This window comes from Hungatella sp. (assembly GCF_046966825.1).
In genome coordinates, this window is record NZ_JBKVCZ010000126.1 from 1 (window position 1) to 18,643 (window position 18,643).

General features: G+C 49.8%; 16 protein-coding genes. 15 read left to right on the forward strand and 1 reads right to left on the reverse strand.

Annotated elements, in window-relative coordinates; all coding sequences use genetic code 11:
• The 3 genes from ACLTD4_RS26705 to ACLTD4_RS26715 all read left to right on the forward strand — a co-directional run.
• Positions 1-1,631, forward strand: a 1,631-nt coding sequence (locus ACLTD4_RS26705; protein WP_412331699.1) for a GH36-type glycosyl hydrolase domain-containing protein, incomplete at its 5' end; no start/stop codon positions are given.
• Positions 1,624-1,935 carry a hypothetical protein gene (locus tag ACLTD4_RS26710; RefSeq protein ID WP_412331700.1) on the forward strand — a complete coding sequence of 104 codons (312 nt, stop codon included), beginning with the start codon at positions 1,624-1,626 and terminating at the stop codon, positions 1,933-1,935. The genes ACLTD4_RS26705 and ACLTD4_RS26710, both read left to right, overlap by 8 nt.
• The gene (locus ACLTD4_RS26715; RefSeq protein ID WP_412331701.1) at positions 1,913-3,103 is read left to right on the forward strand and encodes a phosphoglucomutase/phosphomannomutase family protein; all 1,191 of its coding nucleotides are present in this window, start codon (positions 1,913-1,915) and stop codon (positions 3,101-3,103) included. The genes ACLTD4_RS26710 and ACLTD4_RS26715 overlap by 23 nt, the downstream gene beginning before the upstream one ends.
• 104 nt (positions 3,104-3,207) lie before the next feature.
• Here the strand turns inward: ACLTD4_RS26715 and ACLTD4_RS26720 are convergent, their stop codons facing one another.
• Positions 3,208-3,879 (reverse strand): Crp/Fnr family transcriptional regulator, encoded by a 672-nt coding sequence (locus tag ACLTD4_RS26720; protein ID WP_242355786.1) that lies wholly within the window; start codon positions 3,877-3,879, stop codon positions 3,208-3,210.
• A gap of 162 nt (positions 3,880-4,041) precedes the next feature.
• Here ACLTD4_RS26720 and ACLTD4_RS26725 point away from each other — a divergent pair, with 162 nt between their 5' ends.
• The 12 genes from ACLTD4_RS26725 to ACLTD4_RS26780 form a co-directional block, all read left to right on the forward strand.
• Positions 4,042-5,502 carry an SLC13 family permease gene (locus tag ACLTD4_RS26725; RefSeq protein WP_055653007.1) on the forward strand — a complete coding sequence of 487 codons (1,461 nt, stop codon included), beginning with the start codon at positions 4,042-4,044 and terminating at the stop codon, positions 5,500-5,502.
• Between the two features lie 79 nt (positions 5,503-5,581).
• On the forward strand, positions 5,582-6,187 hold the full coding sequence (locus tag ACLTD4_RS26730; protein WP_055653006.1) for an N-acetylmuramoyl-L-alanine amidase family protein: 606 nt from the start codon (positions 5,582-5,584) through the stop codon (positions 6,185-6,187).
• A gap of 502 nt (positions 6,188-6,689) precedes the next feature.
• On the forward strand, positions 6,690-7,457 hold the full coding sequence (locus tag ACLTD4_RS26735) for an IclR family transcriptional regulator (RefSeq protein WP_025532197.1): 768 nt from the start codon (positions 6,690-6,692) through the stop codon (positions 7,455-7,457).
• 8 nt (positions 7,458-7,465) lie between these two features.
• Positions 7,466-9,148, forward strand: coding sequence for a dihydroxy-acid dehydratase (ilvD, locus tag ACLTD4_RS26740; RefSeq protein WP_117620521.1), 1,683 nt, complete (start codon positions 7,466-7,468; stop codon positions 9,146-9,148).
• 11 nt (positions 9,149-9,159) lie between these two features.
• The gene (locus ACLTD4_RS26745; protein ID WP_055653004.1) at positions 9,160-10,065 is read left to right on the forward strand and encodes a dihydrodipicolinate synthase family protein; all 906 of its coding nucleotides are present in this window, start codon (positions 9,160-9,162) and stop codon (positions 10,063-10,065) included.
• A gap of 13 nt (positions 10,066-10,078) precedes the next feature.
• Entirely contained in the window at positions 10,079-11,452 is a 1,374-nt protein-coding gene (locus ACLTD4_RS26750; RefSeq protein ID WP_055653003.1) for a GntP family permease, read from the forward strand.
• A gap of 201 nt (positions 11,453-11,653) precedes the next feature.
• Positions 11,654-13,396 carry a sensor histidine kinase gene (locus ACLTD4_RS26755; RefSeq protein WP_055653002.1) on the forward strand — a complete coding sequence of 581 codons (1,743 nt, stop codon included), beginning with the start codon at positions 11,654-11,656 and terminating at the stop codon, positions 13,394-13,396.
• A 178-nt stretch (positions 13,397-13,574) separates the two neighbouring features.
• Positions 13,575-14,981 (forward strand): ABC transporter substrate-binding protein, encoded by a 1,407-nt coding sequence (locus ACLTD4_RS26760; RefSeq protein ID WP_117620522.1) that lies wholly within the window; start codon positions 13,575-13,577, stop codon positions 14,979-14,981.
• 75 nt (positions 14,982-15,056) lie between these two features.
• Positions 15,057-15,944 carry a carbohydrate ABC transporter permease gene (locus ACLTD4_RS26765; RefSeq protein WP_002603739.1) on the forward strand — a complete coding sequence of 296 codons (888 nt, stop codon included), beginning with the start codon at positions 15,057-15,059 and terminating at the stop codon, positions 15,942-15,944.
• A gap of 13 nt (positions 15,945-15,957) precedes the next feature.
• Positions 15,958-16,818, forward strand: coding sequence for a carbohydrate ABC transporter permease (locus tag ACLTD4_RS26770; protein WP_055653000.1), 861 nt, complete (start codon positions 15,958-15,960; stop codon positions 16,816-16,818).
• 104 nt (positions 16,819-16,922) lie between these two features.
• A complete protein-coding gene (locus tag ACLTD4_RS26775) occupies positions 16,923-17,747 on the forward strand; it encodes a response regulator transcription factor (RefSeq protein WP_025531454.1) in 825 nt (274 codons plus the stop codon).
• A 189-nt stretch (positions 17,748-17,936) separates the two neighbouring features.
• On the forward strand, positions 17,937-18,643 hold a 707-nt coding region (locus ACLTD4_RS26780), incomplete at its 3' end, for a LysR family transcriptional regulator (protein WP_412331702.1).

Genomic DNA, 18,643 nt, shown 5'->3' on the forward strand with positions numbered 1-18,643 from the left:
TCTTCCTGCTGGGCGAGGGGAAGCGGGAGGAAGGCCGCGCCATGCGGGCAAAGTATGCGGATCACAGCGCCGTCGATCAGGCATACAGCGATTTAAAAGCGTTCTGGGACAATAAATGTAACCGGCTTCAGATCGATACCCCGGACGAGGGCATGAACACGCTGATCAATACGTGGACGCTGTACCAGGCGGAGATCAACGTCATGTTCTCCCGGTTCGCCTCCTTTATCGAGGTCGGCGGCCGGACCGGACTGGGATACCGGGATACGGCGCAGGATGCCATGACGGTGCCTCACTCCAATCCGGAGAAATGCCGCCAGAGGCTGGTAGAGCTGCTTCGCGGCCTCGTATCGGCCGGATACGGTCTGCACTTATTCCAGCCGGAGTGGTTCGATCCGGACACGGAGGTGAAGCCGTTTAAATCGCCTACGGTTGTGCCGACCCCGAAGGTTTCTGATATGATACACGGCCTTGAGGATACCTGCTCTGACGATGCGCTGTGGCTGATCGCCTCCATTGTGGAATATGTGAAGGAGACCGGAGAGTACGGATTCTTCGATGAGGTCATCACCTATGCCGACGGCGGAAGCGGCACGGTCTATGAGCATATGAAGAAAATCCTGGATTTTTCCGCGGAGCAGATCGGGGCTCACGGCGTCTGCAAGGGGCTTCGTGCCGACTGGAACGACTGCCTGAATCTGGGAGGCGGAGAGAGCGCACTCGTATCCTTCCTTCATTACTGGGCCATCGACAACTTCCTGGAGGCGGCTTCCTGGCTGGGGAGAGAGGACGATGTGAAGCACTATACCGATATGCGCCATACCGTGAAGGAGATCTGTGACAGGGAGCTGTGGGATGACGGCTGGTATATCCGCGGCATCACCAAAAACGGAAGGAAGATCGGCACCCATCAGGACCGGGAAGGCAGGCTGCATCTGGAGTCCAACAGCTGGGCGGTATTGTCCGGCGCTGCGGATTACGAAAAGGGAATCCAGGCGATGGACGCTGTGGATGAATACTTATACACACCGTACGGAATTATGCTCAATGGTCCGTCCTACACGGTTCCTGACGATGATATCGGCTTTGTCACCAGAGTTTATCCCGGTGTAAAGGAAAATGGATCCGTCTTCAGCCACCCGAACCCATGGGCGTGGGCCGCGGAATGTAAGCTGGGAAGAGGCGACCGGGCAATGAAGTTCTATCATGCATTGTGCCCTTACTATCAGAATGATATAATAGAAATCAGGGAGGCGGAGCCGTATTCCTACTGTCAGTTTATTATGGGAAAGGATCACACGGCTTACGGCCGGGCACGCCACCCGTTTATGACTGGAAGCGGCGGCTGGGCGTATTTTTCCGCCACCCGCTATATGCTGGGGATCCGTCCGCAGTTTGACTGCATTCAGATTGATCCCTGTATTCCGGCCGACTGGAAGGAATTCTCTGTAAAACGCGTATGGCGCGGCGCAGAGTACCGTGTCTCCGTGAAGAATCCGGAGGGCGTGATGAAGGGCGTAAAGGAATTGATACTGGATGGCAAAAAGGTAAGTAAGATACCTGCTTTCGAAGCAGGAAGCAGTCATGAAGTAACTGTTGTCATGGGAAATAAGGAGGAGAATCATGATTAAATTTGGCACAGGCGGCTGGAGAGCCGTTATCGGCGATGATTTTACGAGGGAGAATATCCAGAAGCTGTCCAAGGCTCTCGTAAACAAGATGAAGGACGAGGGGGTCGCGGAACAGGGCGTGGCCATCGGCTATGACAGGAGATTCTTATCGAAGGAATCCGCAATCTGGGCCAGTGAAGTGTTTGCGGCAGAGGGCATTCCGGTGAAGTTTATCCTCGGTTCCGCACCGACCCCGCTCATCATGTTCTTTGTCATGCGCCATGAGCTAGCTGCCTTACGGCATGATGATTACGGCCAGCCATAATCCGGCGGTCTACAACGGTATCAAGGTATTCACAAAGGGCGGCCGCGATGCGGATGAACTCCAGACCCAAGAGATCGAACGGTATATTCATGGAATCGAAGAGGAGGTGCTTAAAGCGGCCTGTGTCAGCCTCGGCTCTGAAGCCGGGGAACCGGCGGTTCGCATCATGGAGTATGAGAAAGGGATCGAGACCGGAATCATCGAGGAGATCAATCCTTTAAATGAGTATCTGGATAATATTATCGGTGCGGTTGATATGCAGGCCATCCGGGACCGCGGTTTAAGAATTGCCATCGACCCCATGTACGGTGTCAGCAACACGTCGCTGCGGACCATTTTGGCGACGGCACGCTGTGACGTACAGGTGATTCACGAAGAGCACGACACGCTGTTCGGAGGAAAACTGCCGGCGCCGTCCGCATTTACGCTGAGAAGCCTGCAGAATTACGTGGTAGACCGAAAGTGCGACATCGGTATCGCCACCGACGGAGATGCCGACCGCGTAGGCGTTATCGACGATACGGGTAAATTCCTCCATCCCAATGACATTCTGGTCATGCTTTATTACTATCTGGTTAAGTACAAAGGCTGGAAGGGAGCGGTAGTCCGCAACGTGGCGACCACCCATATGTTAGACAAGGTGGCGGAGGGCTTCGGAGAGAAGTGCTACGAGGTGCCGGTAGGCTTTAAGTATATCTCTGCGAAGATGAATGAGACGAATGCCATCATCGGCGGGGAGTCTTCGGGCGGATTGACGGTGCGGGGCCACATCAACGGCAAGGACGGTATTTACGCATCCACACTTCTGGTGGAGATGATCGCCGTTACCGGCAAGAAGCTGTCCCAGATCGCTAAGGATATCGAAGAAGAGTACGGCGCGATCCATATGGAGGAGCGCGATTACAAGTTCAGCCAGGAGAAGAAGGATCAGATCTATGACACCCTCCTAATCCAGAAACAGCTTCCGGAAATGGATCTGGAGATTGATAAGATTTCCTATCTGGATGGCTGCAAGGTGTACTTTAAGAACGGCGGCTGGATTATCGCAAGATTTTCCGGAACGGAACCGCTTTTGAGGATATTCTGCGAGATGGGAGATCCGAAGGACGCGGTGAGAATGTGCGAGAGTTTTGAAGAGTTTCTTGATATTAAGGGAAACAGGAATTAATGGATTGACTGGTAAAGAAAGTAAACAGATTGGTAAACGGATAACGGAGGGCAAAACTGAATCGTTCAGTTTTGCCCTCCGTTATTGAAAAAGAATTACCTTGATCAGCCGTTTTGCAGCATCGTCATCGCTCTTAACTTTTCTTCATCCTGTATAATCAGGCACCCGTCTACCCGGGCCAGGATTCCCGTCTCTCTCAGCTTCCTGGCAATGCGGCTTACGGTCACCGGATGCATACCCAGATAATTGGCGACCTCTACGAAGGAAAAAGCCTTGGGGATCATGGATTTCCCCTGTTTCTTGATGCAGTAGGTCAGGAGCCACTTGCAGAACTGCGCAGTTTTGTCACCGTCCATCATCCACTGGATCTTATTCACCAGTTCCAGATAATTTAAGGTCGTTGCGCCCAGAACACACTGGGTGAAATACGGGGAAGAATCCATCATGGACTCAAACTGTTTCTCCCTCATACTGTAGTAGACGCAGTTTGTCTTTGCTGTGATCCAGAACGGGGAGGGAGTGATGTAGCGCTGCCAGTCATAGGGGAAGTGCTTCACCAGCGCATTGGCGAAGCCGACCAGCCGTTTTTCTCCGAAATAGAGGTAAATATGTTCTTCTCCATCATCATTGATCCGCGTCAGTGCGGCGATCCCTTCATCCAGAAAACAGATATTGTCACAGCCCTCCCGCGATGGATCAAACAGATATTGATTCTTTTTCGCCTCTTTGCGAACTCCGTAGCGAATAAAATCTTCTCTGATCTGATATGGTTCCATGGTCATCCTCCCGTATAAATCCTTTTTTACTGATATAACTATAGCACACCTTGTCTCCGGTATCCACTGAAAAATGCATTTTGAATCTTAGCACCTGCTATTGGTATGAGTGATATCAGTATGTTAATATTGTGACAATAAAACGTACTAGGGGGAAATACCATGAGACAAAAGAAAAATATGTATCCGTTTCACTGCCTGATTGGCATCGCGATTATGCTCCTGTTTCGTCTGCTTCCGATTAACATGCCCAATATTACGCCTGTGGGAAAACAGATCTTCGGCATCTTCATCGGAACGCTCTACTTATGGACGACGGTCGACCCGGTCTGGTCCAGCATCCTCTGTATTTTCATGATCGGCACCTCCGGCTATGCGCCGATGGGAGCCGTACTGAACACCGCATTCGGCAATCCGACGGTTGTCCAGCTGTTCTTTCTGATGATCCTGATGAACAGTCTCCAGACCAACCGGATCAGCGCTTATATCGGCCGCTTTTTCCTGACGAGAAAATTTATTATCGGCCGTCCGTGGGCGTTTACCGCCATACTCTTTGTGGGTTCCATGCTGATAGCCGCGTTTGTAGGCTGCTTTGCGCCGATTTTCCTGTTCTGGCCGATCCTTTACGATATCTTTGATGATATCGGCATGAAGCCCTTCGAGGCGTATCCGACAATTATGATCATCCTGATTGTCGTGGCCTGTGCCATCGGTTTCCCGGTTCCGCCTTATATGAGCAACGGCCTCGCGCTGATCTCCAACTACACAACCGTGTCTCAGAACCTTCTGGGAACAACCGTTACCATTAACAACGGCCAGTGGCTGTTCGTTGCACTGATTTACGGCTTTGCGTGCAGCGCAGCTGTGATCCTCTTCACCAAATATGTCCTGCATCCTGACGTGAGCAAGCTGAAGAATCTGACGCTGGAACAGCTCAACAAAAATCCGCTGCCTCCACTGAGCAGAAGACAGAAGACCGTGGCCCTGATCTGTGTCTGTTTCCTGTTAAGCATGCTTCTGCCAAGCCTTTTCCCTGCTCTTCCGGGTATGGCATGGCTCAGCGCCAATTCCTTCGGTATGGCCCTTTTGTTCCTGGTGATCTTATTTGCCGTGAAAATCGATGGGGCTCCGGCTATCACAATTGAAGAAAATGTTAAGGTATTTGCCTGGGGAACGTATTTCCTGGTGACATCCGCGATATTATTGGGAGGCGTGCTGACGAATGAGAGCACAGGAGTGACTGCATTTTTAAATGCTATCCTTTCCCCGATCTTTACGGGTATGAGCCCGCTGGTCTTCGGCGCCATGCTCCTGATCATCGGATGTGTGCTGACCAATGTCTGTAATTCCCTGGTGATCGGCATGATCCTTCAGCCGGTGATAGCCACCTACTGTCTCCAGGCCGGGATTAATTCCGCTCCATTGGTATCCATCATGGGAATCTTTGTGCTCTCATGTGCCATTGCGACTCCGGCGGCATCTCCGTTTGCGGCCATGCTGTTCAGCAATAAGAGCTGGCTGAAATCCGGAGATATCTACCGCTACAACATCATGTACGTGGTGCTGGAACTGGTACTGGCGCTTCTGGTAGGGCTGCCCCTTGCCAATGCGCTGATTCATTAGAGGAAAAGATGCGGCTGCTATAGCTTTCCCCTGCACTTTATCGTATAATGAAAGAAATACGATTTGCAGGAGGGACTATATGAAAAAGCAATGCAAAAAATTGGCGGTTTATTTCATGAGCGGCAGTCTTCTGGTGTCTACCTTCACCGTGGTTCCCGGAACCCCGTTTTCCATCGAGGCGGAGGCGCACTCCGGGCGTACGGATGCCAACGGAGGCCACAAAGACAACAAGAATAAGAGTGGCCTGGGAAGCTACCATTACCATTGCGGCGGCCATCCGGCGCACCTGCATCCCAACGGCGTATGCCCGTATCAGTCGGGGAATGCCTCGGAGGACAAGCAGACATCAAAGCAGGCGGAGCAGAAGCCGGCAGCACAGCCGGAAACGAAGGCAGAGACTCAGCCGGAGACCCAGGCGGCTGCCATTGGCTGGTATCAGGACGCGAGCGGCTGGTACTACTGCAAAGGGGAGAACCAGTATTACAAAGACGGCTGGCAGGAGATTGACAGCAAGTGGTATTACTTCGACGCCAACGGCTATATGAAAACAGGCTGGCTCATTCTGGGGGACGACTGGTACTATCTGGCCTCTGACGGCCACATGGTGACCGGGGATATGGAAATCGACGGAACCTTGTACTACTTTGAGACGAATGGAGTGCTGACAGACGATTACTACGACTGATGAAGAGATGGCCAGGATTTGTCTTTCTGGAAACTTTTTGGAAAGTGAATTCATATTTCACATATATTTCACAAGTTGTACAAAATTTATTTACATCTTCTACAAACTTACTTCATAACTCTTGCGTATACTATAAACATAGACAAGAAAAACTTGTTTAATAAAAAGACTTTTTTTCATAACTCGCCGGTGGAACCCACATTCCACCGGCTCCTCCCTTTTTATGGGGGATTTTTTTGTTTATCATCTCTGATTGTAAGTTCTGACCGGTCTCACCAGGGAATTTCATATTTAGAATAGAAAAGAGCATGAAAAATATCATATTTTATATTTGAAATATATCGAAAAAAGCAGCCATTTTTTTGTAACTATCAGACAAAAAAACGGCTGCTTTTTTTGCTTTTTATCCATTGACGATACGATCCAATCTTTTTATAATGACAATATCAATTGATTCTACATTTAAAAAGATAATTCCATATATGGAATAGAAGGAGGGGCCATGGACCTTCAGGAACAAATGAAAGAGTATAGTGCTTTAAAAGCACTTCAGATCATTCTGGCTTTAGCAGAGCAGAAAGGTTGGGTGAATATCAGTGATATCGCAGAAGCAACCGGTTTAAGCCCGAGTACGGTTCACCGGATTCTGCAGGAACTCCAGGCATGCGGCTTTGTTTCAAAAAACAAAGAGGCGAGGCAGTATAAACTGGGGATGGGCATGATGAATATTGCCCTGAAAGTAAATATGTCGGATTATTTGCTGGAAGCGGCGCAGGAGGAGATGATCCGGTTGAATGAGCTGTCGTTAGAGACCATTCATCTGATCGCGCCGGATAACGATAAGGCAGTATACATAGGAAAGATGGATGCAAAAAATCAGATTCAGCTGAGATCCAGGATTGGATGGAAGATTCCTCTTCAATGTACATCAGGAGGAAAGCTGATTCTTGCGTATCACAGCAGAGAATGGGTGGACAGTTATTTGAACTATAACCCGCTTAAGCAGTATACGAATAATACGATTATCCATAAAGAAACTCTGCACAGAGAGCTGGAGTTGATCCGGCAGCAGGGATACTCACTGGATAACCGGGAGCATAATCCGGATATCGTCTGTATTGCGGCACCGATCTTTGGAATTGATGGAAATCTTGCCGGAACGATAGGAATATCTGCTCCGGATTACCGATTCTCACCGGAGAAGGCCTGTTCCTTTGCGGAAGAGGTGAAACGAAGCGCAGCGGCAATAACAGAAAAATTACAGGCATAGGAGGACATATGGAGGACTTTACTTATAAAAATACGAAATACAGAAGTGCGGTTGTCGTAAATGGAATGAGTATGGCAGGGCCGAGAGCACACTTCAGGGGGATGGGCCTGTCGAATGAAGAGTTAAGAAAACCATTCATTGGAATTATCAACACACATAATGAGATGCATCCGGGCCACGTCCATCTGGATAAGCTGGCAGAGCAGGTTAAAGCGGGGGTATCGGAGGCAGGAGGCGTGCCGTTTGAGATTAATACAATTTCCATCTGCGACGGTTTTACGCAGGGCCATGCCGGAATGTGCAGTGTGCTTCCCAGCAGGGAAGTGATTACGGATTCCATTGAAGTGTATGTAAACGCCCATATGCTGGATGGGCTTGTACTGTTAGGCGGCTGCGATAAGATTGTCCCGGCCATGCTGATGGCCATGCTGCGGATTAATATACCGGCAATTCTGGTAACGGGCGGACCGATGATGCCTGCCGTCTATCAGTCGAAGAGCTATGCAACTTACGAATTGAAGGAAATGGCTGGAAAACTGTTAAAGGGTGAGATCTCAAAGGAAGAGTATGAGGAAATGGAAGGCATCATGTCACCCGGACCCGGTTCCTGCGCCATGATGGGGACTGCGAACAGCATGTCCATTGCAGCGGAAGCAATGGGACTGACCCTGCCGGGCTGTGCGGGAGCCCATGCAGTAGCGGGCAAAAAGAAGCGCATTGCAAGACAGAGCGGTGTCCGGATTGTCTCCCTTGTAGAGGAAAATATATGTCCGCGGGATATTGTCACCCAGGAGATGCTGGAATTATCGGCGAGAGTATGCGTCAGTGTCGGCGGTTCGACCAATATAACACTTCATTATCCCGCAATCGCGAGAGAAGGCAGGCTTCATATGACAATGAACGAGCTGGGAGAGATATCAAAGACAACGCCGTATCTGGCTAAGATTAAGCCGTCCGGTGTGCACACCATGCTGGATTTCGACGAAGCCGGCGGAGTGGGCGCCGTGCTGAAAGCCCTGTCCGGAATGGCAGATCTGGACCTGATGACGGTGAATGGTAAAACTCACAGACAGAATGCAGACCGGCTGACAAGCTGGAATCAGGAGGTGATCCGGACTGTGGAACACGCCTATGCACCTGAAGGCTCCATTGCAGTTTTGCATGGAAATCTGGCGCCGAAGGGCTGCGTCGTCAAGCAGAGCGCGGTTGTGGCGCAGATGAGAAAGCATACCGGACCAGCCCGCTGCTTTGAGTGTGAGGAGGACGCGGTAAAGGCGATTTACGAAGGTGCGGTTAAGGCTGGAGATGTCATCGTCATACGCAACGAAGGTCCGAAAGGGGGCCCTGGAATGCGGGAAATGCTGACCGCTACGGCAGCACTGGTAGGCATGGGATATTCCGAAACGGTGGCTCTGATTACGGATGGCCGCTTCTCCGGTGCGACACGGGGACCGTGCATCGGCCATATTTCACCGGAGACGTCACAAAGGGGACCCATCGCGGCATTGCAGGATGGAGACAGAATATCCATCGATATCGATGGCGGCAGCCTGTCGGTGGAACTGTCCGAGGACGAGATAGAAAGAAGGCTGAAAAAGCTGCCGGAATTTCAATATAAAATTACAGAAGGGTATCTTTACCGTTATGCGAGGGAAGTTTCCTCTGCGGATGAAGGCGCTGTCTTAAAGTGAGGAGAAAGTAAATGAAGGATATAACATTGCAGGGAATTACAGCTCCGGTACTCACTCCCTTTTGCGAAAATGGTGAAGTCAATACCGGAGAGTATGCAAGGTTAATTAAGTATATCACCGGCTGCGGAATAAGAGGGATTTTTGTAGGCGGAACCAGCGGTGAATTCGTTAATCTCAGAACGGAAGAGAGGGAGCGTCTCCTGGCTGCTGCGAAAGAAGCGGCAGAAGAGGAGGTAACAGTACTCTTTAATGTGACTGCCATGAACGAGCACGAATTGTACCATATGATCGAATGGGCTAAGAAGGAAGGTGCGGATGCGGTCTCTGTTACCGCTCCGTACTATCACAGATATGATGAGATGGCGCTGTGCCGGTACTTTGGAAAAGTGGCGGAAGCGGCGGAGGGAATGCCGGTATATCTTTATAATATGAGCGGCATGACGAATAATCCCATCACGCCGATGGTGTTGAAAACAGTGGCAGAGCAGCATCGGAATATCTGCGGAGTGAAGGACAGCAGCATGGATTTTATGACCCTGCTCAACTATCAGGTTGCAATGGAAAAGATGGATTTTGAGCTGATCACGGGAAATGATGCTCAGGTGCTCCCTGCCCTTATGGCAGGAGCCGCCGGAGGGATTATCGCTGTTGCCAGCGTATTTCCTGAACTTTCATTCAGCATATGGTCGAATTTTAAAGATGGAAACATAGAGGCGGCCAAAGCGTCACAGAAAACAGTTTTACAGATTCGGGAACTGTTTCGCTCTGTTATGCCGACAATCGCACATAAGGAAGCCTTAAAATTAAAAGGCTTTGATATGGGACCGTCTCGTTTTCCGTTCAGAGATCTGACGGAAGAGGAGATGAGGAAGCTTAAAAGGGGCCTGGTAAATCTGGGCATGATTAAGGGAGATTAAGTGGGAGGTTTATATGGTTACTGGAGGATGGTTAATCGTTATTTTTCTGATTGCGATCGCAATTTTACTGATTACAATTATTAAATTCAAAGTCAACGCTTTTATTGCATTGCTGGTAACAACAATTGGAACAGGCCTTATGGTACGGATGCCGGTCTCGGATATTTCGAAAGTAATCGGAAACGGATTCGGCAATACACTGGGGAGCATCGGTGTTATTATCGGCCTGGGTGTAATGCTGGGAAGATTTTTGTATGAATCCGGTGGAATTGAGGTCATTGCGGATACATTCCTGAAAAGATTCAATGGTTCAAAATCCAGAATAGCAGTGGCTATGGCGGGCTTTATCACCGGGATTCCTGTCTTTGGAGACGTTGTACATATTATGTACGCGCCTATGGTACGTGTGATTTCAAAGAAAACGAAGGTATCAATCGTTTCCCTGTGCTGTGCAACTGTCTGTGCTACCGTGGCGACAGGAGCGATGGTAATACCGACTCCGAATCCCATGGCAGTAGCGGAAAACCTTCAGCTGGACTATGGTGTTTTCTTCCTCTATGCCGCGCTTGCAGGCTTGTTCGGTACCATTGTAGGCGGCTTGGGATATGGCAGATTCCTGGATTGGCAGGACCGAAAAAATCATCATGAATATGCGTTTGAGGATATTGAAGATTTTGAAAAGGAGAGCAGAACATCGACTGCAGGAAGAAAAGTTCCGGGCTTTGGTGTGGCGGTATCGATTCTTCTGGTTCCCATTATGCTGATACTCTTTGGAAGCTTTGGACCTATGATCCTGCCGGAGGGCGGGACGCTCGTTAAGATACTGAACTTTGTGGGGGATAAGAATATTGCGATGCTGATCGGCGTTATTTATGCCGCTCTTGTTTCTCTTCCATATCTGCAAAAACCGGTTGGAGATGTGATGAACGATGCCGCTGGTCAGGTGGGCCTGGTGCTTCTGATTACCGGCTCGGGCGGTGCCTTTGGAAAGATGCTTCAGTCAACGGGAATCGCTGATTTTATAGCTACCTCACTGTCTCAGTTCCATATCCCGGTACTGGTGCTGTGCTTCATCATAGCCCAGATACTCCGCTGTGCACAGGGCTCGACAGGAGTTGCGCTGATTACGACCTCCTCCATGTTTGCCCCATTGATTGCCGCCAGCGGGATATCGCCTGTTCTCTGCGGTATTGCGATCTGCGCAGGCGGAATCGGTTTATCTCTTCCCAATGATTCCGGCTTCTGGGCGATTAACCGTTTTTACAAAATCTCAGTTGAGGATACGATACGCGCATGGACGATCGGAGGTTTTATAACCGGAGTTGCCGCACTTGTGTTTGTCTGCATCTTATCCGTATTCCAGGCACATTTGCCGGGCTTGCTATAAAAATATAATAATAGAAATGGCATCTCTTTTATGGTTCTTAATCATACGGGAGGTGCTGTTTTTTACGTCACGGAACGCTCTGAAGATAATGATGTTGCTTTGTTTTGATAATAATAGTACAATTTATGCATATGGTCTTCATGAAGAAAGCGTTATATAACATAGAAAAAAACAGCCGTTAAACGCGGCAGGGGAGCAGAGATGAAAAAGCAGGAAAAAAACGAAATTTCCATGAAATGGCGAATGATAGGCATCATGCTGATGTGCTGGTTGCTGCCGTTCTGCCTGATTATCGGAGTGGCTGGCTACTATATTTTAAGCAACCGCTACGGGACCGTGGCGCAGGGGGTCGTGGACCAGGTGGTCTATGACGGGCAGATCTGTGTGGAACGGCTGAATCACGGAATCAACGCGTCCCGGAAGGCGACCTATGACCAGACGCTGGAGAAGGCGTGGAGAGAGTACTCCCGCGGCAATTTAAGTTATGGTGGCCTTTATACCGCGAGCAATGATTATTTAAATAAAGAATACCGTCAGAACCAGTGCTTTTCCACCACGATTCTCTGGTGCTACGAGGAGCCGGAGCGGATGAACTGCAGCGTCTACAACAACGCGGCCGGCGGGACGTATCAGCAGGTGCAGACCTACTGGAGAGAGGACCATGAAAGGGTTAAGGCGTTTCTCTCCACCCTGGACACGGCCCTTGGGTACATTAACCTGGACGGCAGGATCTACATGGTCAGGAACCTTCTTGACAATTCGTATTATCAGTTCGGAGCGCTGATCATGCGCCTGGACAAATCATACTGTTTTGGCCCCCTCATCGATTCCCCGCAGGGGGAGAATGTCCTCGTCCGCCTCGACGGCCAGGCCATTCTGCTGAAGGGCGGAGATATCGAGGAGATGATAAAAGAAAGCAGCAGCACAGCACAGCAGACGGGATACAGCCGCAAAAACGGAAATCTCTACGTTTATGACACGCAGAAGGAAGAGTACTTCACCCTGTCGGTGATGATGCAGGCGGATAAGCGGATTATTCAGGCGCCGTTTTATGGCTATCCCTTCGTCGTCGCAGGCATGCTTTTGTTCCTGGTGCCTCTGCTTTTGATTCTGCTTCGCGTATTCAACCGGAATGTCACGAAGCCGATTGCGGACATGATGGAGGGAGCCGATCAGATTGAGACGGGAAATCTTGGCTATCAGATTAAGGAGGAACCGGAAAATCTGGAGTTTAAGTACTTGATGGAGTCCTTTAACCAGATGTCCGAACGGCTGAAGTATCAGTTTGACCACATCTATGAGGAGGAGATCGCGCTGCGGGATGCCAGGATTATGGCGCTCCAGTCCCATATTAACCCTCATTTCATGAATAATACGCTGGAGATCATCAACTGGGAGGCCCGCCTGGGTGGAAATGAGAAGGTATCCCGGATGATCGAGGCTCTGGCTACGCTGATGGATGCGGCCATGGACCGGAAGAAGCGGACCTTTGTCCCTCTTTCCGAGGAGATGATGTATGTGAACGCCTATTTATACATCAATTCCGAGCGCTTCGGCAAACGGCTCACCGTAATCAAGGAGCTGGATGAATCCATTATGCAGTATGAAGTGCCGCGGCTGATTCTGCAGCCGGTCATTGAAAATGCCATCGAACACGGCGTCAGGCCCAGCGGCCGGGGAACCGTGATCCTGCGGGGCTATGAGAAGGAGGGATTTCTCTATCTGGATATCGTGAATGACGGAACCCTGACACCTGCGGAGGAAGAGAAGATCAGCCGCCTTCTGTCGCCCGATTATGACTTCAGCCGGGAACCCTCGGGAAACCTGGGCATTGCCAACGTGAACCAGCGTCTGAGGATTCTGTATGGGGAGCCATGCGGCCTTACAATAGAGAAAGACGAGGAACAGCATGTCATCGCACGTCTTACGATAGCTGTCCAGTAGAGAGCACCAGTTCTGCCATTTGTTGTATTTTCTTGTTCTGTGATAAATGAACAAGAAAATACAACAAATGGCAGAACTGGTTATTCATTTTTGCACCCGAATCAGCGATAATAATGACATGAGATATACAAATTGCAGGAATGCAAAGGGTGTATAAAAAAAACAGGAGGCAATTAATATGAAGAAAAGAACGATGGCATTATTACTGGCAGGGGCTATGACAACAACCGTATTCACCGGCTGCTCCAAACAGTCCACAACAGATACGACGGCTGCTCCGAAGACCGAGGCAGGAACCGAGGCGAAAACAGAGGGAGAGGCGAAGACAGAGGCCCCGACCGAAGCAAAGAAGGCAGTCGCATTAAACGTTATGACCACATTCGCAGGCGAGGATGGCAACGCTCCGAACTACCAGAAGGCAGTGAAGGACTGGGAAGCTTCGACAGGAAACACCGTAAACGATTCCTCAGCAGTTTCCGACGAGACCGTAAAGGCCCGTGTGGCAAGTGATTTCCAGATGGGTTCCGAGCCGGACGTACTGTTCTGGTTTAATGGCGCAGACGCCAACTCCTTCATCGAGGCGGGCAAGGTTATGTCCATCGATGATATCCGCAAGGAATATCCGGAGTACGCTTCCAATATGAACGACGATTTAATCGCCGCATCTCTCGTAGACGGAAAGAAATACGCAGTGCCGGTTAACGGTTTCTGGGAGGCCATGTTCGTCAATACAACAGTTCTGGACGCAGCAGGCGTAGCTGTACCGGGACCGGATTACACATGGGATCAGTTCCTGACAGACTGTGAGAAGATCAAGGCAGCAGGCTACAGCCCAATCGCAGCGGCGCTCGGCAACATTCCTCATTACTGGTGGGAGTACACCATCTTCAATCACAACACACCGGCAAACCACTGTGACATTCCGGAAACCGTAGAAGATACACAGGGCCAGTCATGGGTAGCAGGCATCAACGATGTCAAAGACTTATATGAAAAAGAGTACTTCCCGAAGAATACATTATCCGCAACCGATGATGATACATTCCTTGCCTTCACAGAAGATAAGGCTGCATTCTTAATCGACGGTTCCTGGAAAGTCGGCGGAATCGCAGGCGCATGCCAGTCCGACCCGAATGACCCAACCACCATGGATACCGAGAAGCTCGACAAATTCACTGTTACTTACGTACCAGGCATGGGAGACAGAAAAGCAACTGATTTAATCGGCGGTTTATCCATGGGCTACTACATCACGAAGAAAGCATGGGATGATCCGGATAAGAGAGAGGTTGCAGTCAACTTCGTAGAGTATATGACTTCCAATGAAATCGTACCGATCTTCGCACAGCATACAGCTTCCGCACTGAAAGAAGCGCCGGCGGTAGACCAGAGCCAGTTCAACTCCTTACAGGTAAAGGCAATGGATATGATGAGCGGCGTTACCTCCTTAACACCGGCTGTTCAGGATATTTTCCAGGGCGAATGCAGAACGTCAACCTTTGACGGCATGCCGCAGATCGTAACAGGCAAGGTAACAGCAGAAGACGCTGTCAAGGAAGGCCTGGAGATTTACCACGCAAACTAAATAACTGTCAATTCAAAGCCGGAGACGTAATGGCCTTTCGTCTCTGGCTTTTTTACGAAAAAATAGGGTGAGAATATGGGAGCAAATATCTATAAAAACAAAAAGCCGCTGTTCCTTTTTCTGGTTCCGGCGTTCGCCTTCATGGCAATTTTCTTGTACTATCCATTTATACAGAACATTTTAAACAGTTTTAAGCAGATTACAGAACTGGGAGCCGCCAGCAAGGGCTGGAATGATCCGTGGTACACCAACTACGTGACCATGTTCCAGGATGAGAACATGCGTGTGGCAGTCAGAAACACCATCCTCATGATGGTAGTCACCATCATTGGCCAGGTAGGAATCGCCATTGTCCTGGCGCTTCTGGTTGACAATATCAGCCACGGAGCAAAATTCTTCCGGACTGTCTACTTCTTCCCCATCGTCATTTCAGCCACTGCGTTAGGTCTTATGTTCAACCTGATCTTCCTGTACGACAAGGGCATGGTGAATCAGCTGCTGGAGAGTCTCGGCGTCACCGAACTCATCGACTGGAAAGGCGAGAAGCTGGCGCTCATCACGATGATGCTGCCCGTTATGTGGCAGTATGTGGGCTTCTATTTTGTAATCCTGATCACCGGACTCAATAATATATCCGGCGAACTGTATGAGGCGGCCGCTATCGACGGAGCAACAGGATTCCAGAAAGTAAGATATGTCTCCATTCCCCTGCTTCACAATGTTATGTGTACCTGTGTGGTTCTCGGTGTTACCGGTGCATTAAAGGTATTCGACCTCCCGTGGACCATGTTCCCGAAGGGAATTCCGCTGGGTGAGACATGGCTGACCGGCACATACATGTACTACCAGACCTTTAATACGAAAAATGTCGATTACAGCTCCGCCATAGCGGTTCTGATCGTAGTTCTTGGAATTGTGACGGCGAAAGTGATCAACACAATTTTCAAAGAGAAAGATTATTAGGAGGGGATTCATCATGAGCAGAGGGAAAAAAATATCGCTGGGAAGTGTGGTAATCTACATCGTTCTGGGCTTCTGGGCACTTACCACGATTTATCCGATTTTCTGGGTCATCATCAACTCCTTTAAGGCGAAGGGCGAGATCCTTTCGAACTCCTTCGCACTTCCTACAGGAGCGATGTTTACCCTGGCCAACTACCGGACCGCATTTGAGCGTCTCAGTATTTTCAGCGCATACCGCAACAGTATGATTATATCCACTTCGGTGGCGGTTATCGTTATCGTTCTGGCCGGCATGGCATCGTTCGGCCTGGTCCGCTACGAGTTCAAGCTTCGCAAACCGCTTAATTCACTGGTGGTGGCAGGCATGATGTTCCCGGTATTCTCCACAATCATTCCGGTATACCGTATGCTGAGTTCCGCCCACATGGTCAATACGGAGAGTCTGGCGCTTTCCTTAACGAGCGTGATTCTTCCGCAGGTAGCAGGTAATATGTCCTTTGCCATAGTCGTACTGACCGGCTATGTGCGGAGTCTCCCCATTGAACTGGAGGAATCGGCCTATCTGGAAGGCTGTAATCCATTCCAGATCTTTTACAAGATTGTAGTACCCCTTGCAAAACCGTCCTTTGCGACAGTAGCGATCTTTTCCTTCCTCTGGAGTTATAACGATCTGTTTACACAGATGTTCCTGCTTCGTCTTCCGCAGCACCGTGCCATCACGCGTCTGTTAAACGAGCTGACTTCCAATGAAGGAACGAACTTCGGCCTCATGGCCGCATCTGTGGCATTGGTTATCATTCCGATCCTGATTGTCTATATCTTCCTTCAGAAGTATATTATCAAGGGTATGACGGCCGGCGCTGTCAAGGGGTGATAAAGGGAAAATTATTTTCGGGGTTCTTTGAAACGCCCGAATATGGTATACTGATAGCAGCAGAGCGTTTGTAAAAATGACGTTCGGGGAAGAGTGGGCAGCAGATGTATAGAGTGGTGATTATAGACGATGAACCGATTATAGTAGAAGGTATTTCCAAGGTGGTGCCGTGGGCGGATTATGGCTGTGAAGTGACAGCGACCGCCTGCAGCGGCTTAGAGGGGCTGGAGATAATCCGAAAGCTGCGGCCGGATATTATCTTTACGGATATTTCCATGCCCGGAATGGATGGGCTGTCCATGATTGCGGCGCTCCGTGTGGAGTTTCCGGAGATGATGATTGCTATCCTGACCGGTTACCGGGACTTTGATTATGCGCAGAAGGCCATACGCCTGGGAGTGAACCGTTTCCTGCTGAAACCGTCCAATATGGATGAGATCAAGGAAGCGCTTCAGTTCATGGCGGATACGCTGAACAAACGAAAGGAACAGGAGAACGCTTTAAAGACGCAGAACACGGCGGAAGTCCCCGGTTCTCCGGCAGCAGAACCGGAAGGGGCTGTGGAGCAGGAGACTGGCGGTAATGAAGATTCATCGGAACATAATGCCGGAAGCTTTATTGTAAAGACGGCTCTCAAGTACATGGAAGAGAATTATACCCAGAAGATCACCCTGGCTGAGGTGGCGGAAAAGACGTATGTCAGCCAGTGGCATTTGAGCAAGCTGTTAAACGGTCATACCGGGAAGAGCTTTTCTGAACTGTTAAACCACATCCGGATCGAGGAGGCGAAGAAGCTGTTAAAGGACCCGTCGCTTCGAATCGGTGATATCTCGGAAGAGGTGGGATTCATGGATGTGGCGCATTTTTCCAAGGTTTTCAAGAAGCTGGAAGGGATATCGGCGAACGAGTATCGGAACAGCAGGATTTAGCAGAAGAATTTAATTAAAGAATTTACCAGAAGTCAGGGCGCTGTAGAAAATGATTATTTTCTATAACGTCCTGTTTTCTGATTGTGAAAATTGCATAAACTGTGTTATGCTTACTATAAATGGCAAATTATAGCATAATCTGCAAAAACAGAAGCTGCCATGAACTGCGAAAGAGAGGGGAGGAATGGGATGGAGCTGCTTCACCTGCACTATTTCAGAGAGGTAGCCGCCATGGAAAATATCACGAAGGCGGCAAAGAAACTTTACGTATCCCAGCCGGCGTTATCCACGGCGATTGCCAGGCTGGAAAAAGAACTGGATTTTCTACTGTTTGAACGAAAAGGGAACCGTATTGAGCTGACAGAGGCGGGGCGCTGCTTTCTGGAGTACGTAAACAGCGCGTTTTCACTTCTGGAAGAGGGGACCTTAAAATCCAGGCAGATAGCAAACCGCAACAATCGGCGCATGGTGATCGCCTCCGGCTTTGGGGTGCTCAGAAACATGCTGGATGATTACCGGAAAATCCATCCGGAATGCGAGGTGGAGCTGAAGTTCTGCGACACAGACCAGATCCACGCCATGCTGGCCAGCGGCGACGCGGATGCCGGGCTGAATCTGGGGGAAATACTTGACAGCCGCCTGACGAGCCGTGATCTTATGGTGGGCAGGTATTACATAGCTGTGAACAACACGCATCCATTCTGGGGCAGGAACAGCGTCACGCTCAAGGATTTAAACGGCCAGCTGTTGTTCTGCAGCAACATCGCCAGAACCTTTGAGACCGGCATGGAGATCTTTCAGAGGGCCGGGGTCAGCTGCAACCTGCTGAAGCTGGATGAACGGGATGTCCTGTTCTCGGCAGCAAGAAAGGGGCTGGGAGGCGTATTCTGCATGCC